The sequence below is a fragment of the Pseudomonas sp. NFACC56-3 genome (assembly GCF_900100025.1).
In the GTDB taxonomy this organism is placed as follows: Bacteria; Pseudomonadota; Gammaproteobacteria; order Pseudomonadales; family Pseudomonadaceae; genus Aquipseudomonas; species Aquipseudomonas fluorescens_AA.
In genome coordinates this window covers 291,775-311,407 of the sequence record NZ_FMTK01000002.1, presented here as the reverse complement: position 1 = coordinate 311,407, position 19,633 = coordinate 291,775, and the positions used below count along the sequence as shown (strand labels likewise).

The window sequence follows — 19,633 nt, the reverse complement described above, 5'->3', positions numbered from 1 at the left end:
AGGGCAGTGCGCCGTCTGTGGTCGCACCACCGGCTCCGAAGAGCCAAAACAAAAAAACGCCGCAACCCGGATCGCCAGAGAGGCAAGGAGGGTGTGCGACGTCTTTGTCGTAGGTGGGGCAACCGCCGTTGGTTACCTGTGGGATTGCTTAAGCGAGATCTGTGCCAACCCGCAAGATTGGAGGAGGTCTATCGCGATCAGGCTCGCTCCCACAATGGTTTTTCAGAGGCCATGAAACCTGTGGGAGCGGGCTTGCTCGCGAAGACGGTGGGTCAGTTGACATTAATGCTGGATGGTAAACCGCTTTCGCGAGCAAGCCCGCTCCCACAATGGAACTTCAGTGGCTACAGAACCTTGTGGGAGCGAGCTTGCTCGCGATGGCGCCAGGCCAGGCGCTACAAGGCTTTCAGCCGAGCAACTCGTTCATGGCTATGATCTGCTCCGCCACCTGGATCAGCTTCTGCTGGCGGCTCATGGCCTGGCGGCGCATCAAGGTGTAGGCCTGTTCTTCGTTGCAGTCTTTCATCTTCATCAACATGCCCTTGGCCAGTTCGATGCGCTTGCGTTCGGCCAGTTGCTGGTCCCGGGCCAGGAGCTGGGCGCGCAGGGCCTGGTCGCTTTCGAAGCGGGCCATGGCCACGTCGAGGATCGGTTGCAGGCGCGCGGCGTGGATGCCTTCGACGATGTAGGCACTGACGCCCGACTTGATCGCCTGGCGCATCACATTGGGGTCGTGCTCGTCGGTAAACATGACGATCGGTCGTGGTTGGTCGCGACTGACCAGTACCACTTGCTCCATCACATCGCGTCCGGGTGACTCGGTATCGATCAGAATCACATCCGGACGCACCGTTTCGACGCGCGCCGGCAGGTCGATGGTCAGGCCGGATTCGTCAATCACTTCGAAGCCGGCTTCAATCAGGGCGGCCTTGAGGCGGCCGACTTTTTTCGCGGTGTCGTTGATCAGCAGGATACGCAGCATGGTCGTGGCTCCTGTCAGCGGCTGGCGAGAAGGGGAGCCGCATCGCTCAAGGCGTGCAGTTTGAAGCTGCGTGCGTACCCGGCCGGGTCCGAGCCGTCCCAGATGATGCCGTCGATCAGTTGGCTGCTGCGCATGTCCTGGCCCGGGGGCGCGATGTCCAGCGCCGCACAGGCTTCACGGTACAACTTGAGCTGCTGGACGTCCCGGGCCACGGCCAGGTAATCCGGGTCTTCGCGCAGCAGGCCCCAGCGACGGAACTGGGTCATGAACCACATGCCGTCGGACAGGTATGGCAGGTTCACCTCGCCATCGCCGTGGAAGCGCATGGCGTGGGGATCCTGCCAGCTGTTGCCCAAACCGTCGGCATAGATCCCCAGCAGGCGCGGCTCGATGCAGTCCAGCGGGGCATCGAGGTATTCGGGTGCACTCAACAGTTGCGCGGTGCTGCGACGGTTTTCGCTGCTTTGTTCGATGAAGCGGCTGGCTTCGAGGATCGCCATCACCAAGGCCCGGGCGGTATTGGGGTATTGCTCGACGAACGCCCGGGTGCAGCCCAGGACTTTTTCCGGGTGGTCGGGCCAGATGGTCTGGGTGGTCGCCAGGGTAAAACCGAGGTTCTGCTTCACCGCGCTGGCACACCACGGTTCGCCGACACAAAAGCCGTCGATGCGCCCGGCTTGCAGGTGCGCAATCATTTGCGGCGGCGGCACCACCACGCTGTCGACGTCCGACAAGGGGTGGATGCCCTGGGCGGCGAGCCAGTAATAGAGCCACATGGCGTGGGTGCCGGTGGGGAAGGTCTGGGCGAAGGTCAGTTTCGGGCGAGTTTGGTGCACGTGCCGTTCCAGTGCCTCAGGACTGGTCACGCCCTGGGCCTGCAAGCCGTGGGAAAGGTTGATGCTCTGGCCGTTCTGGTTCAGCCCCATCAGCACCGCCATGTCGGTCGGTGCGACCCCGCCGATGCCCAGGTGCACAGCGTAGACCAGGCCATACAGGCTGTGGGCGGCATCGATTTCACCGCTGACCAGTTTGTCCCGCAGGTTGGCCCAGGATGCCTGGCGCTGGAGGTTCAGGGTCAGGCCGTAGGGTTGAGCGAAGCCTTGGGTGGCGGCGACCACCACCGGGGCGCAGTCGCTCAACGCCATGAAACCGAGATTGACCGCGCTCTTTTCCGGGGCATCGCTGCCATTGACCCAGGCCAGGGGGGTGGCTGGAACTTCATTCATCGCGCTTCACCTTTACACATAAAAAAAGCGCCGTCTCCGAGCCAAATGCCAGAGCCGGGCCGCAGATGCCGCGTTGTCCCTTTAATCAGTCTGGCACTCATTTGGCCACCGGCATGGGCGCCGATGAACAGTAATGGTGCAAGGCATATGCCAGCCCGGCCCTCATCACCTTTCCATCAAGATTCCTGGCGTCGGGTCTTTCATCCTGTCGTTCCTTCCAACGCCACGTCGCAAAGGAGACGGTATGCAGGACAAATCAATTCGCGCCACGGCCTTGCCAGGTCTGGGCGAACGCGTGCTGCACCTGCGCGTGGCCCAGGCCCCGGTTCAGTTGAACGCTGCGCGGTTGGGCCGCAGCCACTGCCTGCCCGTCGGTTGGGAGGGTTTGGTGGTGCAGAGCGATTCGCTGCGGTTCAGTGGCGGCAAGCTGCAGGTCACGCCGGTGTGCGAAGCGACGCTGGTCAAGCTGCAGGCGTTCCTGGATATGAGCGATGCCCTGATGGATGTCGGGCAACGGCTGGACGTGTTGCCATGGGCCTTGTTGCCGGTGACCGGCGAAACCGTCCGCTCGCCCCAACGGCTCGAACGCTGGTACATCGGGCAAGCGATGGACGGCACCGAGGCCTATCACGCTGTCGCTCGCCTGTTGCGTCATCACGAGAGCTACGGGCTCGTGCGGTTTTTGCTGGAGCAAGGCACCCGCAGTGAAAAACTGACCACCCTGGCGCAGCGTTATGGCGTGTCGGTCTCGCATTTTCGCCGGCTCTGCCACCAGGCCCTGGGCAGCGCGGCCAAGCCGGCCTTGCGCGGTTGGCGCACGGCCCAGGCGTTGTTGAACATGAGCCTCGGGGACGGCTCGCTGACCGAGGTCGCGCTGGAGTTCGGCTTCGCCTCTTCGTCACATTTCTCCAAGGAGATTCGCGAGCTGGTGGGTTTTACCCCCAGCAGCCTGGCCGATATCACCTACCTGCCAGGCAAGTGAATCGATGATCCCTCGTTCGTTATCCCGGGTCCTGTTATTCCTCTGCTTGAACGGCGCGTGGCTGCTGGCACCCGTTGCCGCAGCGGCCAATGTCTATACCTTCGAGGCCCGGGAACAGAGCGCGCGCACGTTTTTCAGCGAGTTGTCCGGGTCCTTGGGCAAGCCGGTCATCGTCAGCAAGGCCGCAGCGGCCAAGCGCATTGGCGGGACGTTCGATCTGCGCACGCCACAACGGACGTTCGAGCGTGTCAGCGCGCAGATGGGGTTGATCTGGTACAGCGATGGCCAGGCGATCTATCTGTATGACGCCTCGGAAATCAAGAGCGCGATGATGTCGCTGCAGACCTTGACCGTCGCCAAGCTCCAGGCATTCCTCGGGCGTTCGGGCTTGCACGATGGACGTTATCCGTTGCGCCACGACGGGCTGCGGACGTTCCATGTGTCGGGTCCGCCGATGTATGTCGACCTGGTGGTGCAGGCGGCCGGGTTGATGGACAACCAGCGCTCGGAACTGCTATTGGGCAAGCAGCAGATCGGCGTCATCCATGTGCGCAACACCTTCGTCAGCGACCGCCAATATGAGCTGCGCGACGACAAGGTGACCATCCCCGGGCTGGCCACCGTGATCGAAGCGTTGTTGCGTGGCGAGCAGCAACAGGTCGAGCCGTCGGTGGCGCAAACCCCCGAACCGCGACCGCGGGGGACGATGCCGGTGTTTCCTCTCGAAGGCCTGGCGAACACCTCTTCGGACCAGGACCCGACGGCCCCACGCATCATTGCCCGCGAGGTGGCCGCCGGCAACATTCGGGTGGTGGCCTACCCGGATACCAACAGCCTGCTGGTCAAGGGGCTGCCGGAGCAGGTGCGTTTCATCGAGAACCTGGTCAATGCCCTCGACACGCCGAAACGCCACGTCGAGTTGTCGCTGTGGATCATCGACCTGCACAAGGATGAGCTCAACCAGTTGGGCATCAACTGGCAGGGCGCGGTGAAGTCCGGCGGGCAGTTCAGCGCCTCGCTCAACGCCGGCTCGGCCACCACCCTCGACGGCGCCTCGTTCGTGACCCAGGTCATGGCGCTGGAACGCACCCACCGGGCGAACGTGGTCTCGCGACCGGTGATCCTGACGCAGGAAAACGTGCCGGCGATCTTCGACAACAACCGCACGTTCTACGCCCCGCTGGTGGGGGAGCGCAGCGTCGATCTGCAGCACATCACCTACGGCACCCTGGTCAACGTGCTGCCGCGTTTCGCCCAGGCCGACGAGATCGAGATGTCGCTCAATATCGAGGACGGCAACGAAGTCGAGAACCCCGGCCGGGGTGAGCAGCCCAGTGCGTTGCCGACGGTCGGGCGCACCCGCATCAGTACCGTGGCGCGGGTGCCCCAGGGCAAGAGCCTGCTGGTGGGCGGCTTCACCCGTGATGATCACGGCGAGCAGATCGGCCGCGTGCCGGTGCTGGGGTCGATTCCGTGGATCGGCCGTTTGTTCAGCTATCGCCAGGGCCGCTCGGCCAACACGGTGCGGGTGTTTCTGATCCAGCCCAAGGAGATTCGCGACGCCCTTGAATCCGCCACGGTGGAGTTGGGCATGCCATTGCTGACGCCAGAGCAGCACGAGCGCGTGCGGCGAATGTACTTCCGGATGTCCGAACAATGATCCTGCCGCCGGTTTCCATGGGCGGCCGGGCCGCCCAGGCCCGGTTGAATGCCGAGAAGGCCGCCGAGCATCCACAACCGCAAGTCGACGCCGAGGCGACGCTGGACGACAGCGCAACGGCGGCCGTGGCGCAGCGCATCGTGCAGATCAGCGACGAGTTGTCGGCGGCGCTGACGCAGTTCCGTGCCCGCCGGTTGTTCGAACTCAAGTCCGAGACCCTGACCGACACCTTCGAGCGCGTGCTGGAGGACGACACCGTGCCCAAGGCCCGGCAGGTGCTGAGCCTGGCGCGGCTGGCGGACAAGCCCGTGGCCTGGTTGCTGCAGATGGCGCGCCGCCTGTTCCCCGATGACAGCGACCTGGCGCTGGTGCTGCGGGCGTTGTTGCGCCGCCGCAACCTGGAAACTCACACCCGCCAGCGCCTCGAAACGCTCTTGCAGACGGTGGTTGCCCAAGGCTCCCCCAAGCGCATGAACGCCGGGATCAACGCCGCGCTCAAGGCCAGGATGTTCGGCAAGAGCATGGCGGTCAGGGCCGGCCTGTTGCGCGAGACCTACCGGGATTTCCTCGAGTCCGACGAAGGCCCGCTCGGTTGCTACCAGGACTGGATCGCCCTGTATGGCCCGGCACAGCGCATGAACGTGCTGGCCTTCATCGAAGCCGCGTTGCTCACCGACATCAGCGCCCAGGACCCCAGTTGCTCGCGCCTTGAGTTCGGCCAACTGTTGACCCGGGTGACCGACCTGAAGCGCTTGCGTTCGGCCGATGGGCTGTTTATCGGCGCCGTGCTCGGCGATGCACTGATCTGTCGGCACAACCCCCATGAGGCCGAATGGCTGGTGTTCCTGCTCGGCGTGTTGACCTACCCCGACGACCTCGACCAACTGCTGCTCGGGGCGTTGGGCGAGCAGGTGCTGCTCAGTGCCCATCGCGAGCGTTCGACGTTGCTGCAAACCCTGCGGCGGCTCAGCCTGCAATTGCCGCCGCCACTGTTTGCCGATGAAGAGGCGCCACAGCGCCTGGCCATTCAGTTCACCCGTCTGGCCGACGTCGCCTATGCCCACGAATGCATCGAGCAGCGCCAGTGCGGCGGTCAGCCATGATCTTGTCGCGGAGCCAGGCCTGAATGCTCAATATGTTCCTGCGAAGTGTCGGCGCGCGTCCGGAGCTGCTGATCCTGACCTTGATGGTGATGATCATCGCCATGCTGATCATCCCCCTGCCGACGGTGCTGGTGGATTTTCTCATCGGCCTGAACATCGTCATCTCATTGTTGGTGTTCATGGGCTCGTTCTACATCGAACGCATCCTCAGCTATTCGACGTTCCCGGCGCTGCTGCTGTTGACGACCTTGTTTCGCCTGGCCCTGTCGATCAGCACCAGCCGGCTGATTCTCAGCCAGGCCGACGCCGGCGAGATCATCGCCTCCTTCGGTGACTTCGTGATCGGCGAAAGCCTGGTGGTGGGCTTCGTGATTTTTTCCATCGTCACCATTGTCCAGTTCATCGTGATTACCAAAGGCTCGGAGCGGGTGGCCGAAGTGGCGGCGCGCTTCTCCCTGGATGGTATGCCCGGCAAGCAAATGAGCATCGACGGCGACCTCAAGGCCGGCGCCATCGATGCGGCCCAGGCCCGCGAAAAACGCAGCGTGCTGGAACGTGAAAGCCAGCTGTACGGTTCTTTCGACGGGGCGATGAAATTCATCAAGGGCGATGCCATCGCCGGCATCATCATTATCTTCGTCAACTTCATCGGCGGCATGGCCATCGGCGTCGGGCAACTGGGCATGGACCTGTCCACGGCCCTGTCGACCTACACCCTGTTGACCATCGGCGATGGCCTGGTCGCCCAGATTCCCGCGCTGCTGATCGCCATCGGCGCCGGTTTCATCGTCACCCGCGTCAACGGCGATGACAGCAACCTGGGGCGCAACATGCTCACCCAGATGCTCGGCAACCCATTCGTCCTGGGTGTCACCGCGTTGCTGGCGGTGGGCGTGGGCCTGTTGCCCGGTTTTCCACTGCTGACATTTCTCTCGATCGCCGTGGTACTGGGGCTGGTGGTGTTCGTGCGCCATCGCCGCGCCTCGCGCCCGGCGGGATCGGGAGAAAGCCGCAGCGAACCTGCCGAGGCCGGCGCGGGGCCGGGGGAGTCGGGATTGATCGATGACGTCGACAACGTTGCGACCGAAACCATCGCCCTGATGCTGCTGGTGCCCCCGGCGCGCCTGCAGGCGTTGGAGAAGGAGCGCTGGGCGGCGCGCTTTCGCAGCCAGTTTTTCGTCGATTACGGCTTGCGCATTCCCGAGCCACGGCTGCGGGCCAGCGAGGCGTTGCCGGTCCATCAAGTGGCGGTGCTGATCAATGAAGTACGGGCCGAGCAGTTCGATATTCATTTCGATCACTGGCGCCTGCTGGATTATTCCCCCGAGCTGGAACCGCTGGGCTTTGCCCTGGTGCGCGGCACCGACAGCAATCGCCTGGGCGGCGTCTGGGTTACGGCCACAGACCGGGAGCGGGTGCAGCAGTTGGGTTATCACCTGCGGCCTGCCGACGAAGAGTGTTATCGCTGCCTGGTCACGCTGCTGGCGCGCAACATCCAGGAGTTTTTCGGCGTGCAGGAAACCAAGCAGTTGCTCGACGAAATGGAAGCGCGTTACCCCGACCTGCTCAAGGAAGTCTATCGCCACGTCACGGTGCAGAAGATCGCCGAGGTGCTGCAACGCTTGATCGGCGAGCGCATCTCCGTGCGCAACATGAAGCTCATCCTCGAATCCCTCGCCCATTGGGCCTCCCGGGAAAAGGATGTGCTGGCGCTGGTGGAGCACGTTCGCGGCGCGATGGCTCGCTACATCAGCAACAAGTTCGCCCAGGGCAACGACCTGCGGGTCTTGCTGTTGTCGGCGGAGTTCGAAGACGTGATCCGCCGGGGCATCCGGCAAACCTCGGGCGGCAATTTCCTCAACCTGGAGCCGGCCGACTCGGAAGAGCTGATGGACCGTCTCAGTGTCGGCCTGGACAGCGTGCACATCGCCCACAAGGACATGGTGCTGCTGTGTTCGGTCGACGTGCGGCGCTACATCAAGAAACTGATCGAGGGACGCTTCCGGGAGCTGGACGTCATGTCGTTCGGCGAGGTTTCCGAGAATGTCTCGGTCAATGTCATCAAGACGCTTTGAGGAGATCTGCCCCATGTCGCACGCCTTTTTGCAGGCTGTTGAAACCCTGGATGAGCAGCCGTGACGATGCATGTCCACCTGGAAAGACGGGCGGCCCACCCCTTGCGTTTGAGCGGTCCATTGATCGAAGCGGCGCTGAGTGAGGTGGTGGTCGGCGAAATCTGTGAAGTGCGCCGGCATTGGCGTTCGCCCCAGGTCGCAGCCAGGGCGCAGGTCATCGGCTTCAAGCCCGACGCGGTGCTGCTCAGTTTGCTGGGCGAGGCGAAAGGCTTGTCCCGGGAATCGATGATCGTGCCCACCGGCTCGACTCTGCAGTTGACGTGCAGTGACGCCTTGCTCGGCAGCGTGGTCGATCCCCAGGGCGTTATCGTCGAGCGCCTGGCGCCGTCGACAGCGGTTGCCCAGCGCGATTGCGTGGTGGATGCCGACCCTCCGTCGTACCAGCAACGGCGCCCGGTGGTGGAGCCGCTGCGCACCGGTATTCGCGTCATCGACGGCTTGCTGACCTGCGGCGTCGGCCAGCGTATCGGTATTTTTGCCGCCGCTGGTTCCGGCAAGACCACCTTGATCAACATGCTGATCGAACACTCGGACGCGGAGGTTTTTGTCATTGGCCTGATTGGCGAACGTGGGCGTGAAGTCACCGAGTTCATCGAGCATTTGCGCCAGTCGCCCAAGCATGCCCGTTGCGTGGTGGTGTTCGCCACGTCGGATTTTTCCTCGGTGGATCGCTGCAACTCGGCGCTGCAGGCCACCACCATCGCCGAGTATTTTCGCGACCAGGGCCGGCGCGTGGTGCTGTTGCTGGACTCGTTGACCCGCTACGCCCGTGCGCGCCGCGATCTGGCCTTGGCCGCCGGTGAAGCACCGGCGCGGCGAGGTTATCCGGCCTCGGTGTTCGATGCCTTGCCGCGCCTGCTGGAACGTCCGGGCGTGACCGCGCCGGGCAGCATCACGGCCTGGTACACGGTGCTGCTGGAAAGCGACGACGAGCCGGATCCGATCGCCGAGGAGATTCGCTCCATTCTCGACGGCCACGTCTACCTGAGCCGGGCCTTGGCTGCCAAGGGGCATTACCCGGCCATCGATGTCTTGCGCAGCGTCAGTCGGGTGGCGACGCAGGTCACCACGCCAGAGGTCCGGCAATTGGCGGCCGCGACTCGCGACACCCTGGCACGCCTTGAACAGCTGCAGGTGTTTCTCGACATGGGCGAATACAGCCCGGGTGCGGACGCGGCCAATGACCACGCGCTGCAACGTCGCGAAGCCCTCGGCCAATGGTTGCGCCAGCCGACGGATCAATCCAGTGAGCCAGATGAAACCCTGCGGAGCCTGCATGAAATCATTGCTTGATCAACGACGCCTGCTGGCCTTCAGTCAGTTCCGTCGACAACGCGGCGAGCAGGCCGTGTTGCGTGTCCAGCGTCAATTGCCGCCGCTGCGCCAGGAACAGTCCGCTTTCGAGGAACAAGAGGCGGCGCTGCAACGCTTGTTGAGCAGCCATCAAGCCAATGATTGTGTGCTGGATCACGGCCAGTTGTTGGCGCTGTTGCGCACCCAGGCGGTCATCCGCCGACGCATCGATCTGCTGCGTGTCGAGCGTGATCGCGTGGATCAGCAGTACCGGCAGATCGAGCAGCAGTTGCAGGCGCAGCGCGAGCAACTGCGTGGGCTGCAACGCAAACAGGACAAGTATGCGCGCGGCGTCCAACAGCTGTTGCGTGGGCAGCGGCTCGAGGCGGTACGCCGCGAAGAACGGGAGCTGGAAGAGATGATCGGAGTGCGGCGATGAACGAGGTCTTTGCAGTGCCCAGGGGGCCGGTCCAGGCCCTGGAACCCGTCGACGAAGGTCCGCTGGATGAGCTGCTGGACCAGCTCGTCCCGGTGCAAGAGGATCAACTACCACAAGGTGCGCTGGAGCTGATGGCGGCGCTGATCCTGCCGCGGCGCCCCCTGATGGAAGCTGCCCTGACGCTGGCTGGGCAGGCGATGAAAGTGGGACAGGAGATGCTGGCGGTTGAGCGCGATCAAGCCCGGCCGTTTGGCCGGGATACGGAGGGGGCCGAGCCCGCTGGCAGGCGATGGGTTGCCCGGGAAAACCTGGCCTTTCCACCGACAGGCGCGCCGCCCGGCAAGTTGACCCCACAAGGGTTGACGCAACATCTGGAGCGGGTGGCCTCTGGCGTCGATAAAACTGCGGTGCCGGCATCACTTGAGCCGCTGGCGGTGGAGTCGTTCACGGCACCCCGTCTCGACGAACAGCCGTTGCCCCAGGCGCCGATGAGCGCTCAAGGCCCGCGCCAGACGCCGGCCGTTGCCCCACCGGCCCTCCCTTCACCGGCGCTACCGCCGGCGCCGCCAATGCTTGAGGTCATGGTCGAGGCGCTGCCGGACACGGGCCGGGGCGTGCTGCAAGTACCGTTCAATAAAGGCGCTGCCAGCGGACAGATAACGATTACCCGGGTGCCCGAAGAACCCACTCGGAACCTGACGCTCAACCCCAGCAATACCCTGGTGTTCGAGCAACTCAAGGCACCTTTCGAGCTGGCCCGGGAACCGGCCTGGCGGCTGGCCGACAGTGGCGGCGAGCAGTCGCGTCAGGGCTCGCATCAGGCGCCGGATGAGGAGCAGGACGAGCAGGCCGGGGGGCCGGCATGAGCGCGTTGCCGCTACGACGGGTCGAGCCGTTGGCCCATGCCCAGGCCCAGGCGATTCAACGTTGGCGACGCGCCGGTCGGGACACGGGATTAGGTCAGGTGCCAGGGCATGACGGCTATTTGCGTTTTTGCGCCCAGGGTGACGGCGGTCACTGGCAAGGGTTGGTCGCGGCCCATGACTGGCTGTATCGCGCGCTTCCACAGTTGCAATCCTGGCTGAAGGTAGAAACGTCGTTGATGAATATCGTCGAGTTGTTTCGGGTGCTGCCACGTCCCTTGCCGCTGGAGGTGGATGAGCTGCAGTACCGGGCGTTGTCGGACATCGAATGCGTCGCCCCGGCGCGATTGCCCAGCCGCGAGCTGCCCTGGCTCGAAACCCCGCGGGGGCGCCTGTGGTTGTTGCAACTGCCGCCGACAGCCGTTGCCAGCGAGGGCTTGGGTGTCGATTCATGGCTGGACGATTTGCCGTTGCGCCTGGAGTTGATGCTCGGCATCAGCCACCTGAGCCGTGCCAGCCGGATGCGCCTGGGAGAGGGCGATGTCGTGCGCATCGTCCAGCGTTCTCAGCGCTGTTGTCTGGCCGACTACAGCCTTGGCATTTTCACCTTTACCCAGGAGGGTCTACACATGCAACCGAGCGTGACCGATGCCAACGCGGATAACCCGTCAGAAACCGCGACGATCGACCTGGGAGCGCTCCCGGTGCGCCTGGAGTTCCTGCTCCCCAGTCATGAAACCGACCTGGCCACCTTGTCGCGCATCATCGACGGGCAACTGATCCCGTTGACCGAGGACGCGGCGCGGCACATCGAGGTGCGGGCCAACGGCAAGCCGGTGGCCCGTGGGGAGCTGGTGCAGTTGGACGGTCAGTTGGGTGTCGAATTGCTCCAGGTCTATCGGGCCAGCGCCGATGAATGATGTCTCGCTGATCGCGCTGTTGGCGTTCGCGTCGCTGCTGCCGTTCCTGGTGGCGGCGGGCACGTGCTACCTCAAGTTCTCCATTGTGTTCATCATCGTGCGCAACGCGTTGGGCTTGCAGCAGGTGCCATCGAACATGGCGCTCAATGCGATTGCCCTGATGCTGGCGATTTTCGTCATGACACCGGTCATGAAGCAGGGCCATGACTACTACAAGCGCGAGGCGGTGGCCTTTACCGATATCGAGTCGGTGGTTAACTTCGCCGAGAACGGCCTGGGCAGTTACAAGGATTACCTGCGTACGTACACCGACCCGGAGCTGGCGCAGTTTTTCGAGCGGGCCCAGGCGCTCCAGGATGAAACCGACACGGGCCTGCCTGCCGATGAAGAACTTGTGCCCTCGCTGTTTGCGCTACTGCCGGCCTATGCCCTGAGTGAAATCAAGAGTGCCTTCAAGATTGGCTTCTACCTGTACTTGCCCTTCGTGATCGTCGACCTGGTGATCTCCAGCATCCTGCTAGCGCTGGGCATGATGATGATGAGCCCGGTGATCATTTCCGTGCCGATCAAACTGGTGCTGTTTGTCGCGCTGGACGGTTGGGCGCTGCTGTCGACCGGGCTGGTCAAGCAGTACCTGACCTTGCTGGCCTAGGTGCACCGATGAACGATCTGGTCTATGCCGGCAACAAAACCCTGTACCTGATCCTGCTGATGGTGGCCTGGCCGATCATCGTCGCCACCGTGGTCGGCCTGGTGGTCGGGTTGATCCAAACCGTGACCCAGTTGCAGGAGCAGACATTGCCGTTCGGTTTCAAGTTGTTGGCGGTGGCGGCATGCCTGTTCCTGCTGTCGGGCTGGTACGGCGAAACCCTGCTGGATTTCAGCCGCGAAGTCATCCGCCTGGCGTTGAGCTAGCCGATGTCGGTGGCGTTGTTTTTCGACCTGTATGCCTGGTTCGCCGTAGCGGTCCTGGGTGTGGCGCGCCTGGCACCGATTTTTTTCATGTTGCCGTTTCTCAACAGCGGCGTGCTCACCGGTGTGGCGCGTCAGGCGGTGATTGTGCTGGTGGCGCTGGGGTTTTGGCGCTACATCGGTGTGCCCGCACCTACCCTCGACAGCCTGGCGTTCCTCGGCCTGGTGCTGCGCGAGGCGAGTATCGGCGTGCTGTTGGGGATGCTGTTGGGCTGGCCGTTCTGGGTGTTGCACGCCATGGGCAACCTGATCGACAACCAGCGCGGGGCCATGCTCAGCAGCACCATGGATCCGGCCAACGGTGTCGACACCTCGGAGCTGGCGAATTTTCTCCAGTTGTTTGCGGCGGCGGTGTATCTCGCCGGTGGCGGGATGCTGTTGATGCTCGAAACCGTTGGCCACAGTTATCGCCTGTGTGCGCCGGCGGGTGGCTGCCAATTGCATTTGCCGGCGGTGCTGGGGTTGCTGGATGCGTTGGTGAGCAAGACGCTGGTCATCAGTGCGCCGGTGGTGGCGACCTTGCTGGTCAGCGAGGCGCTGCTGGGTTTGCTGTCGCGCTATGCGCCGCAGATGAACGCTTTCTCCGTGTCGCTGACGGTCAAGAGCCTGGTGGCGTTGGTGGTGCTGATGCTGTACTTCGGCGTGCATCTGCCGGACGAAGTCTTGCGCATGGGCACGATGGCCGACGGGGTGGCGCAGGCGCTGGGCGGTGGGGAGGAGGGTGATGTCATCCAGCGCCTCGAAGACTGAAAAACCCACCGCCAAGCGCTTGCGCGATGCCGCGCGCAAAGGGCAGACGTTCAAGGCCAAGGACCTGGTCATCACCTGCCTGACCCTGTGTGGCATCACCTACATGGTGTTCAACAGCTCGTTGATCGAGATCATGGAGGTCTACCGGCGTATCATCGCCAGCGATTTTGACACGCAGCTGCAAGCCTACTCGGCGATGCTGGTGCTGGTCGGTCTCAAGGCGTTGCTGCCGTTGTTGCTGGTGTGCGTGTTGACCAGTGCCTTGCCGGCCTTGTTGCAAAGCGGTTTTGCCTTGGCCAGTGAGGCGTTGAAGTTGAATCTGGGGGCGTTGAACCCGGTCAACGGTTTCAAAAAACTGTTCAGCCTGCGCACGGTCAAGGACACGCTCAAGGCGCTGTTGTACCTGGGCAGTTTCGCCATGGCGCTGTGGATCGTCTGGATCACCCAGCGGCAATTGCTCTTTGCCCAACTGTTCGTCCAGGCACCGGCGCTGTTCGCGATCTGGGGGCGTTTGTTGCTGGTATTGGTGCTGGCCTTTCTCGCCTGTGTCCTGCTGATCGTCGTGCTCGATGCCCTCAGCGAGTACTGGTTGTTCATGAAAGACCAGATGATGGACAAGGATTCGGTCAAGCGTGAACACAAGGAGCAAGACGGTAACCCACAGATCAAGGGACGCCGCCGCGATCTGCACATGGAACTGTTGTCGGAGCAGGTCAAGTCCGATGTGCGCAGCTCGCGGATGATCATCGCCAACCCGACCCACATTGCCATCGGCGTGTATTTCCGTCCGGAAATCACGCTGTTGCCGTTCATTTCCCTGATGGAAACCAACCAACGTGCCCTGGCGGTCCGGGCGTACGCCAAGGAGGTCGGGGTGCCGGTGATCAACGACGTCGCCTTGGCCCGACGGATCTTCAAGACCCACCAGCGCTACAGCTTTCTGCAGGTGCAGGAAGTCGAGGAGGTGCTGCGCCTGTTGATCTGGCTGGAGCAGGTCGAACAGGCCTGAGGCCGATTCGAGAATACCCACGCCCCGTGACGAGGGAGCTTGCTCCCGCTGGGGCGCGAAGCGGCCCTAAAACCCGACGATGCGGTGTATCAGGCTGACAGGTGTGGTCTTGCGGGGTCTGTTGCGCAGCCCAGCGCGAGCTTGCTTCCTCGCCACAAAGGTATGGATGAGCGCAATTTGGCAGCGTGACCCATCGGTGTTTTGGCTCAATGCACCGGTCAGCGACGCTGACGTTTTTTCAGGAGTATGGCTGATGAGTCGTGACAACAAACAAGACGAGCAGGTGGCCCTGGATGTCGTCGACGCGGTGCTCGGTGGCGCGGCGTTGAAAGACGTGCAAGGCCTCAGTGACGAGCACATGGACAGTCTCTATGCCTTCGCCTTCCAGTTCTACGAACAGGGGCGGCTGGACGATGCCGAGAAGTTCTTTCACTTCCTGTGCATCTACGACTTCTACAACAGCCATTACTGGATGGGACTGGCGGCGGTGCACCAGCTCAAGCAAAACCACCAAAAGGCAATCGACCTGTATGCCATCGCCTTTGCCCAAGGCAGCAACGACTACCGGCCGATGCTGTACAGCGGCCAATGTCATCTGGCCCTGGGCAAGGTCGGCAAGGCCCGGTTGTGTTTCGAGTACGTGCTTGAGCAAGCCCCGCAAGACGACCTGCGCGAGCAGGCCAAGGTGTATCTCGACACCTTGGCCCACATGGAACAGCACTGTTCGGAGGACTGAACATGAGTGAAATAAGGGCTACTTTCAACCCGGCGCTTCACGGCGCGATGAGCCGCAGCGACGCCTTTGAGAAATACGCCGCGGCGGCCGGCAAGGCCGCTCGGACCGCGGATTTCCAAGAGGCCGGCCAGAAAGCGCTGGCGGACCTGATGTCAGTGAAATACGAAGGTGACGCCGGCACATCCGCCGCCTCCACAGGCCGGCCCCTGTTACATGCGCCGCCACCGCGCGCCGATGGCAACAAACAGGAAACCAACGGCGACCTGTTCACCCTGTTGATGGCGATGATCAGCGAGTTGATCGGCGAGGTCGACGTCAAAAAGCTGAAAAATCGGCTGGCCATGCTGCAGAGCATGGCCGGCGCCAGGCAGCAGGCCCATGAAAACCTGTCGGCTGAATACACCGCTGCCGTCGAGGCCATGACGGCGGCCGAGGGCAACGTCGGGAGCAGCCAGGAACACCTCGATCAATTGCAGGATCGGGTCCTGCATTTCCAGGCGTTGCTTCAAGAAAGCGAGGCGCGACTGGCGCAGCTGGACCCGGAGTCCCCCGAATATGCTCAGGAGCTGGCCCGGCGCGACCAGATCCGCGGCGACTTGACCAGCCAGATCCAGACCCTGCAGACCGCCACCGATGCGCATCTGAAACTGATCGAGGTCGCCAACGCCTGCGCAAAAACGGTGAGCGTGGTGTTTGGCAAAGTGCTGATGTTCAGCGCCACGAGTTCGACCCCCAAGCAAACCGACGAAAAGGCCCTCAGCAGCAGTGCGCTGGCGCTATTGAACCGCTTGAAAATCATCGAGTTGCTCGGCGAGTCGGCGCAAAACAAAGAGGAGCTCAGCCAGGAGCTGTTCCAGGAACTGCAAGCCAGGCTCCAGGCGCACATGCAGCGCGAGTCGGAAAAATACCTGGAAGAAGTCCGCAAGGCCGAGGCCCTGCAAAAGACCATGGGCTGCATCGGCAAGATCGTCGGGGCGATCTTGACCGTGGCGACCATCGCCGCCGGTGTCTTGACCGCCAACCCGGTGCTCATCGCCGTGGGCGTGGTCGGCGCGGCCGTGATGATTGCCGACTCGGTGATCCAGGACAAAACCGGCGTGTCGTTCATGGCCGAAGCGATGAAGCCGCTGACCCTCGTCATGCAGGAAGCCATCAAGCTGTTCACCGAGATCTATACCAAGATGCTGATGGAGCTGGGTGTCGATGAAGACAAGGCCAAGGAAATCGCGCAGATCGCCGGCATGATCCAGGGCGTCGTTTCGACGCTGGCCGCCGTCGCGCTGGTGGCCGTGGTCGGGGTGCAGGTAATCGGGCCGATGGTCAGTGCCGTCGCCTCGAAGCTGGCGTCGGTGGCCGCCCAGGCCGCGCCTGCCGCGATGCAAGCGATGAAGCAAGTGGCAACCTCGGTCGGCAACACGCTGACCCAGATGCTCACCCAATTGCGCGGCTTCATCACCAACGGTGCCGATCCGGTGTCGCTGGCCCGTTACGCCGCCAACCTGGAAATCGCCCAGGCCGTCACCGAGTTCGGCCATGTCGCGGTGCAGGGCGGGCTGCAGATCAAAAGCGGCCAGCATCAGGCCCAGGCTGCCGTGCACCTGGCCGATGTGCGGGTACGCATGGCAATCAGCGAGGAAATCAGCGCCTACCTGACCCAGGTGGTCAGCAACTATGGCCAGGCGATGCAGGAACGAACCCGCCAGATCGAGCAGTTGTTTGCCGATATGCAACGCAGCCATTCCGTCAGCCTGCAAATGGTCAGGCATGTTTGAAACCACGGACAACAGGTACCTACGATGAGCACTATTTACGTTCCAACCACCATCGCATCCCCTGTCATTGACCACGACCGGATCAATGACGCAGGGCTGAGCGAGTTGATCGCCCAAGAGCAATTTTCAAAACGCAAATCCCTCGAGGATTCGCCTATCCTCGACCAGATTGCTGCAAAGCAAATCCTCCAGAACGGTCACTTCGCAGGCCCTTCGGCTGCGGAACTGGAAAGCCGGATCAACGCCTATCAGCCCGCTGAATCGGACCGGGAGGACTTCGCTGAAGCCCTGACGATGGTCAGCGATGACGTGCGCACCGACCTGGCATTTGACCCGGGCGCCTGGGAGAAACACGCCAACGTCCTGGTGGCCGCGATCATCGCCTTGAACGTCGCTCGGGTCGCCAATGCGCAACTGCGCGGCCACTTCAGCGTCATGGCGTCTGAGGCGGCGAAATCCCAGGGCGCGGCCATTGTCGAGTCGGGCCGGGCGGCGCTGAACAGCGCCATCACCGGCGCGGTGGTGTCTGGCGCCATCGCCGGGTTCGCCCTGGTCAAGACCTTCCAGGGCCAGGCGTTGAAGCATGCCGACATCGACGTGAACCGTCGTAACGCCCTGGATGCCGGCAACCTGGAACGCGACCTCACGTTGGAGCGCGGTCGCAATGAGTGGAACCCGCAGACCACCTACCAGATCAAGACCTTCGATGATTTCGCTCGGCCGAAAACGGTCGACTTCAAACCCAAGGGTTCGACACTGACGGATAAGGAGCGGGCCTGGTTCGACGGGGAGATCCTCAAGGCCCAGAAGGTCGGCCAGACCTCCGACTGGCTGAGCCAGATGGGCAGCAAGGGAATCGAAAGGAAACTGGAAATCGGCCGCGCCCTCAGCACCCTGTCGATGAGCTTCAGCCAGGTGGTCACGAATATGGTGCGTCTGACCGAGCTCGCGGCGAAGGAGAAAGAAGTGCTGATGCAAAGTGCGCAAAGCAGCCAGAAGAGCCTGGCTGATGAAGTCAGCCAGAGGGATGGGGCCGACGCGGCGTTGCTGCAAAAAATGATGGACACGGTGATGCAGCTTTTCCAATCCCGTAGCGATGGCATTCGTGCCGTGACGGCGTGAAGGAGAGAGGCCTATGGAAATCACTCAATCTATTCGTTCGCCTATCGTCCTGCTGCCGAACGTGGAGGCCGTCACCGATGCAGCCCCGCCTCCAGACGTACCGGCTGAGATTCAAACGGTCAGTTCCCTGACGAATCTGCTCGATCGGTCCATGAACGCGATGAACCGCAGCCTTGGTCATCTGCTCAAGTGCTCGTCCATCATCGCCAAGCCAGAGCAAGGCGATGCCGCCGAGTCCACAACGCAGCACCTCGTCGCGGAGTTCGTCGAACTGATCCACGCCAAGCGTGATCGAGCGCAAATGTGGGCCGTACAGGTGCGCCAGTGCGTTGCCGTGATGATCCACAGCCAGGGCACCGGGCTTTTGGACAAAAGCCAGCGCCAGCAACTCAATGACGAACAAGGCAAAATCCTCCGGGCCCTCCAGGAACACCTGGAGCAGGACAAGCCCCTCGAGATCGCCGAGGCCTTGGATGCGACGATAAACTCATCGAACGATTTCTTCGACAAACTCCTTGAGCTGATCGACCTGATCAAGAACGGCTACCTCGCCGGCTACGAGCACATCATCTCGGCTTATTCGGATTTCTTCTCCGACTTCAACACCGAAATCACCGCGATGATGAAGGATTGGGTCGAAGGGGTTAACGACGGCAAAGAGGTCGAGTTAAGTGCGGGCCCGTTGCGCGAGGCACTGGAAAAACTGATTGCGAAATATTCCCTGCCCAACCCGGCTGCCATGCTTTTTCCGGCACCCCCCGATACCGGGGCGAGCAAGGGAGACGCGGAAAAATGGCTCAAGGCGCTGGGCCTGCCTGACAGTTGCCTTCAGCAGAATCCCAAGCCGAACGGTCCCTGGTGCGTGGTCATCGATATCGGGCCCTTGAATGTGATGCACGAGGGGCTGAAGGATTATGGCGACAAGGTAAAGCTCGATACGGCCGCATTCAACGCCTGGCAAACCGGCTTCAACGCCCAGGAGGAACTTCTGAAAAACAGATTGCAGTCCTTCACGCAGAAGTATTCGAACGCCAACGCCTACCATGACAATTTCAATAAGACCTTGTCGGCGCATTTGAATCAGTATGCGGATATGTTGAGGGCGATGTTGAACTTCTAGGATCGAGTAACGGTTGCAATATTTAATCTGGCATGGCGTGTACTGTTCCGCGCCTGCCAGATTTTTTTCAGGAAAGAAAAATGTCAGAAAATCCAAGCGAAATTATTCAGGCCGTCATCAAATCGTTGGCGCTTGGTATTCCCCGTGGGAATCGGGTTATTGGCGATGCTTCGCGGTTGGTCGAGGACCTGTTTATCGATTCCATGAGTCTGGTCGAGCTTGTCCTGGAGCTGAATAACGCTTTCGGTATCGAGCTGTCCGAAGATGAGGTGGAGGCGTGGAGGACAGTGCAGGATGTAGTCGATTCGGTGCAGAGGCATATAGAGAATAGCCCTTGATGGGTACCTATCCAGGGAGCAAAACGTTTTTAATATTCATTGCCGTGTTTGTACGCCCTTTCCGGTGTGGTTAAGTTTTATATCTTGATTTTATCAAGTGCCGTCTTACGGTTCTCGTCGCGGTTTCCTACATTAATAACGTTCAGTGGCCTACGGAATCCTCCTACGCATCTTCCTATAGTCAAGCAGCTCGTCATCTCGAGCCTGTCAC

At 62.0% G+C, this 19,633-nt stretch carries 19 protein-coding genes; 17 read left to right on the top strand and 2 right to left on the bottom strand.

What is annotated here, in order from left to right; translation table 11 throughout:
* Positions 1-406 precede the first annotated feature (406 nt).
* The gene (locus BLO80_RS04445; RefSeq protein ID WP_060738484.1) at positions 407-982 is read right to left on the bottom strand and encodes an ANTAR domain-containing response regulator; all 576 of its coding nucleotides are present in this window, start codon (positions 980-982) and stop codon (positions 407-409) included.
* 14 nt (positions 983-996) lie between these two features.
* On the bottom strand, positions 997-2,208 hold the full coding sequence (locus BLO80_RS04440; RefSeq protein WP_092327018.1) for a CmpA/NrtA family ABC transporter substrate-binding protein: 1,212 nt from the start codon (positions 2,206-2,208) through the stop codon (positions 997-999).
* A gap of 244 nt (positions 2,209-2,452) precedes the next feature.
* Here BLO80_RS04440 and BLO80_RS04435 point away from each other — a divergent pair, with 244 nt between their 5' ends.
* The 17 genes from BLO80_RS04435 (at position 2,453) to BLO80_RS04355 (ending at position 19,422) form a co-directional block, all read left to right on the top strand.
* On the top strand, positions 2,453-3,190 hold the full coding sequence (locus tag BLO80_RS04435) for a helix-turn-helix domain-containing protein (protein WP_092327016.1): 738 nt from the start codon (positions 2,453-2,455) through the stop codon (positions 3,188-3,190).
* A gap of 4 nt (positions 3,191-3,194) precedes the next feature.
* Entirely contained in the window at positions 3,195-4,850 is a 1,656-nt protein-coding gene (gene sctC, locus BLO80_RS04430; RefSeq protein ID WP_060738481.1) for a type III secretion system outer membrane ring subunit SctC, read from the top strand.
* The gene (sctW, locus tag BLO80_RS04425) at positions 4,847-5,953 is read left to right on the top strand and encodes a type III secretion system gatekeeper subunit SctW (protein ID WP_092327015.1); all 1,107 of its coding nucleotides are present in this window, start codon (positions 4,847-4,849) and stop codon (positions 5,951-5,953) included. Before sctC ends, sctW begins: the two co-directional genes overlap by 4 nt.
* 23 nt (positions 5,954-5,976) lie before the next feature.
* Positions 5,977-8,028, top strand: coding sequence for an EscV/YscV/HrcV family type III secretion system export apparatus protein (locus BLO80_RS04420; RefSeq protein WP_092327013.1), 2,052 nt, complete (start codon positions 5,977-5,979; stop codon positions 8,026-8,028).
* A 66-nt stretch (positions 8,029-8,094) separates the two neighbouring features.
* Positions 8,095-9,381 (top strand): type III secretion system ATPase SctN, encoded by a 1,287-nt coding sequence (gene sctN, locus BLO80_RS04415; protein ID WP_092327012.1) that lies wholly within the window; start codon positions 8,095-8,097, stop codon positions 9,379-9,381.
* On the top strand, positions 9,365-9,820 hold the full coding sequence (locus BLO80_RS04410; RefSeq protein ID WP_092327010.1) for a type III secretion protein: 456 nt from the start codon (positions 9,365-9,367) through the stop codon (positions 9,818-9,820). The genes sctN and BLO80_RS04410 overlap by 17 nt, the downstream gene beginning before the upstream one ends.
* Positions 9,817-10,686, top strand: coding sequence for a SpaN/EivJ family type III secretion system needle length determinant (locus BLO80_RS04405; RefSeq protein ID WP_092327008.1), 870 nt, complete (start codon positions 9,817-9,819; stop codon positions 10,684-10,686). Before BLO80_RS04410 ends, BLO80_RS04405 begins: the two co-directional genes overlap by 4 nt.
* On the top strand, positions 10,683-11,603 hold the full coding sequence (locus BLO80_RS04400; RefSeq protein WP_092327007.1) for a FliM/FliN family flagellar motor switch protein: 921 nt from the start codon (positions 10,683-10,685) through the stop codon (positions 11,601-11,603). The genes BLO80_RS04405 and BLO80_RS04400 overlap by 4 nt, the downstream gene beginning before the upstream one ends.
* Positions 11,596-12,255 carry an EscR/YscR/HrcR family type III secretion system export apparatus protein gene (locus tag BLO80_RS04395; protein ID WP_092327005.1) on the top strand — a complete coding sequence of 220 codons (660 nt, stop codon included), beginning with the start codon at positions 11,596-11,598 and terminating at the stop codon, positions 12,253-12,255. The genes BLO80_RS04400 and BLO80_RS04395 overlap by 8 nt, the downstream gene beginning before the upstream one ends.
* Positions 12,256-12,263: 8 nt before the next feature.
* Complete coding sequence (locus BLO80_RS04390) at positions 12,264-12,518, top strand: EscS/YscS/HrcS family type III secretion system export apparatus protein (RefSeq protein ID WP_014337351.1); 255 nt, start codon at positions 12,264-12,266, stop codon at positions 12,516-12,518.
* 3 nt (positions 12,519-12,521) lie between these two features.
* Positions 12,522-13,325, top strand: coding sequence for a type III secretion system export apparatus subunit SctT (sctT, locus tag BLO80_RS04385; protein WP_092327004.1), 804 nt, complete (start codon positions 12,522-12,524; stop codon positions 13,323-13,325).
* Positions 13,300-14,334, top strand: a complete 1,035-nt coding sequence (locus BLO80_RS04380) for an EscU/YscU/HrcU family type III secretion system export apparatus switch protein (protein ID WP_092327002.1) — start codon at positions 13,300-13,302, stop codon at positions 14,332-14,334. Before sctT ends, BLO80_RS04380 begins: the two co-directional genes overlap by 26 nt.
* Before the next feature lie 253 nt (positions 14,335-14,587).
* The gene (gene sicA, locus BLO80_RS04375; protein WP_092327001.1) at positions 14,588-15,070 is read left to right on the top strand and encodes a type III secretion system translocator chaperone SicA; all 483 of its coding nucleotides are present in this window, start codon (positions 14,588-14,590) and stop codon (positions 15,068-15,070) included.
* 2 nt (positions 15,071-15,072) lie between these two features.
* Entirely contained in the window at positions 15,073-16,842 is a 1,770-nt protein-coding gene (sctE, locus tag BLO80_RS04370) for a type III secretion system translocon subunit SseC family protein (protein ID WP_092326999.1), read from the top strand.
* A 24-nt stretch (positions 16,843-16,866) separates the two neighbouring features.
* Complete coding sequence (locus BLO80_RS04365; protein ID WP_092326997.1) at positions 16,867-17,964, top strand: IpaC/SipC family type III secretion system effector; 1,098 nt, start codon at positions 16,867-16,869, stop codon at positions 17,962-17,964.
* 13 nt (positions 17,965-17,977) lie between these two features.
* The gene (locus BLO80_RS04360) at positions 17,978-19,084 is read left to right on the top strand and encodes an IpaD/SipD/SspD family type III secretion system needle tip protein (RefSeq protein WP_092326996.1); all 1,107 of its coding nucleotides are present in this window, start codon (positions 17,978-17,980) and stop codon (positions 19,082-19,084) included.
* 80 nt (positions 19,085-19,164) lie between these two features.
* Positions 19,165-19,422 carry an acyl carrier protein gene (locus BLO80_RS04355; RefSeq protein ID WP_092326994.1) on the top strand — a complete coding sequence of 86 codons (258 nt, stop codon included), beginning with the start codon at positions 19,165-19,167 and terminating at the stop codon, positions 19,420-19,422.
* Positions 19,423-19,633: the final 211 nt, after the last annotated feature.

Excerpts from the sequence above, each read along its gene's own strand:
- BLO80_RS04405 (WP_092327008.1), top strand. The coding sequence starts at position 9,817 with ATGAACGAGGTCTTTGCAGTGCCCAGGGGGCCGGTCCAGGCCCTGGAA.
- BLO80_RS04435 (WP_092327016.1), top strand. The coding sequence starts at position 2,453 with ATGCAGGACAAATCAATTCGCGCCACGGCCTTGCCAGGTCTGGGCGAA.
- BLO80_RS04445 (WP_060738484.1), bottom strand. The coding sequence starts at position 982 with ATGCTGCGTATCCTGCTGATCAACGACACCGCGAAAAAAGTCGGCCGC.
- sctT (WP_092327004.1), top strand. The coding sequence starts at position 12,522 with ATGTCGGTGGCGTTGTTTTTCGACCTGTATGCCTGGTTCGCCGTAGCG.
- BLO80_RS04395 (WP_092327005.1), top strand. The coding sequence starts at position 11,596 with ATGAATGATGTCTCGCTGATCGCGCTGTTGGCGTTCGCGTCGCTGCTG.
- BLO80_RS04365 (WP_092326997.1), top strand. The coding sequence starts at position 16,867 with ATGAGCACTATTTACGTTCCAACCACCATCGCATCCCCTGTCATTGAC.
- BLO80_RS04410 (WP_092327010.1), top strand. The coding sequence starts at position 9,365 with ATGAAATCATTGCTTGATCAACGACGCCTGCTGGCCTTCAGTCAGTTC.
- sctE (WP_092326999.1), top strand. The coding sequence starts at position 15,073 with ATGAGTGAAATAAGGGCTACTTTCAACCCGGCGCTTCACGGCGCGATG.
- sctC (WP_060738481.1), top strand. The coding sequence starts at position 3,195 with ATGATCCCTCGTTCGTTATCCCGGGTCCTGTTATTCCTCTGCTTGAAC.
- sicA (WP_092327001.1), top strand. The coding sequence starts at position 14,588 with ATGAGTCGTGACAACAAACAAGACGAGCAGGTGGCCCTGGATGTCGTC.
- BLO80_RS04390 (WP_014337351.1), top strand. The coding sequence starts at position 12,264 with ATGAACGATCTGGTCTATGCCGGCAACAAAACCCTGTACCTGATCCTG.
- BLO80_RS04380 (WP_092327002.1), top strand. The coding sequence starts at position 13,300 with ATGTCATCCAGCGCCTCGAAGACTGAAAAACCCACCGCCAAGCGCTTG.
- BLO80_RS04360 (WP_092326996.1), top strand. The coding sequence starts at position 17,978 with ATGGAAATCACTCAATCTATTCGTTCGCCTATCGTCCTGCTGCCGAAC.
- sctN (WP_092327012.1), top strand. The coding sequence starts at position 8,095 with ATGCATGTCCACCTGGAAAGACGGGCGGCCCACCCCTTGCGTTTGAGC.
- BLO80_RS04440 (WP_092327018.1), bottom strand. The coding sequence starts at position 2,208 with ATGAATGAAGTTCCAGCCACCCCCCTGGCCTGGGTCAATGGCAGCGAT.
- BLO80_RS04420 (WP_092327013.1), top strand. The coding sequence starts at position 5,977 with ATGCTCAATATGTTCCTGCGAAGTGTCGGCGCGCGTCCGGAGCTGCTG.
- BLO80_RS04400 (WP_092327007.1), top strand. The coding sequence starts at position 10,683 with ATGAGCGCGTTGCCGCTACGACGGGTCGAGCCGTTGGCCCATGCCCAG.
- sctW (WP_092327015.1), top strand. The coding sequence starts at position 4,847 with ATGATCCTGCCGCCGGTTTCCATGGGCGGCCGGGCCGCCCAGGCCCGG.
- BLO80_RS04355 (WP_092326994.1), top strand. The coding sequence starts at position 19,165 with ATGTCAGAAAATCCAAGCGAAATTATTCAGGCCGTCATCAAATCGTTG.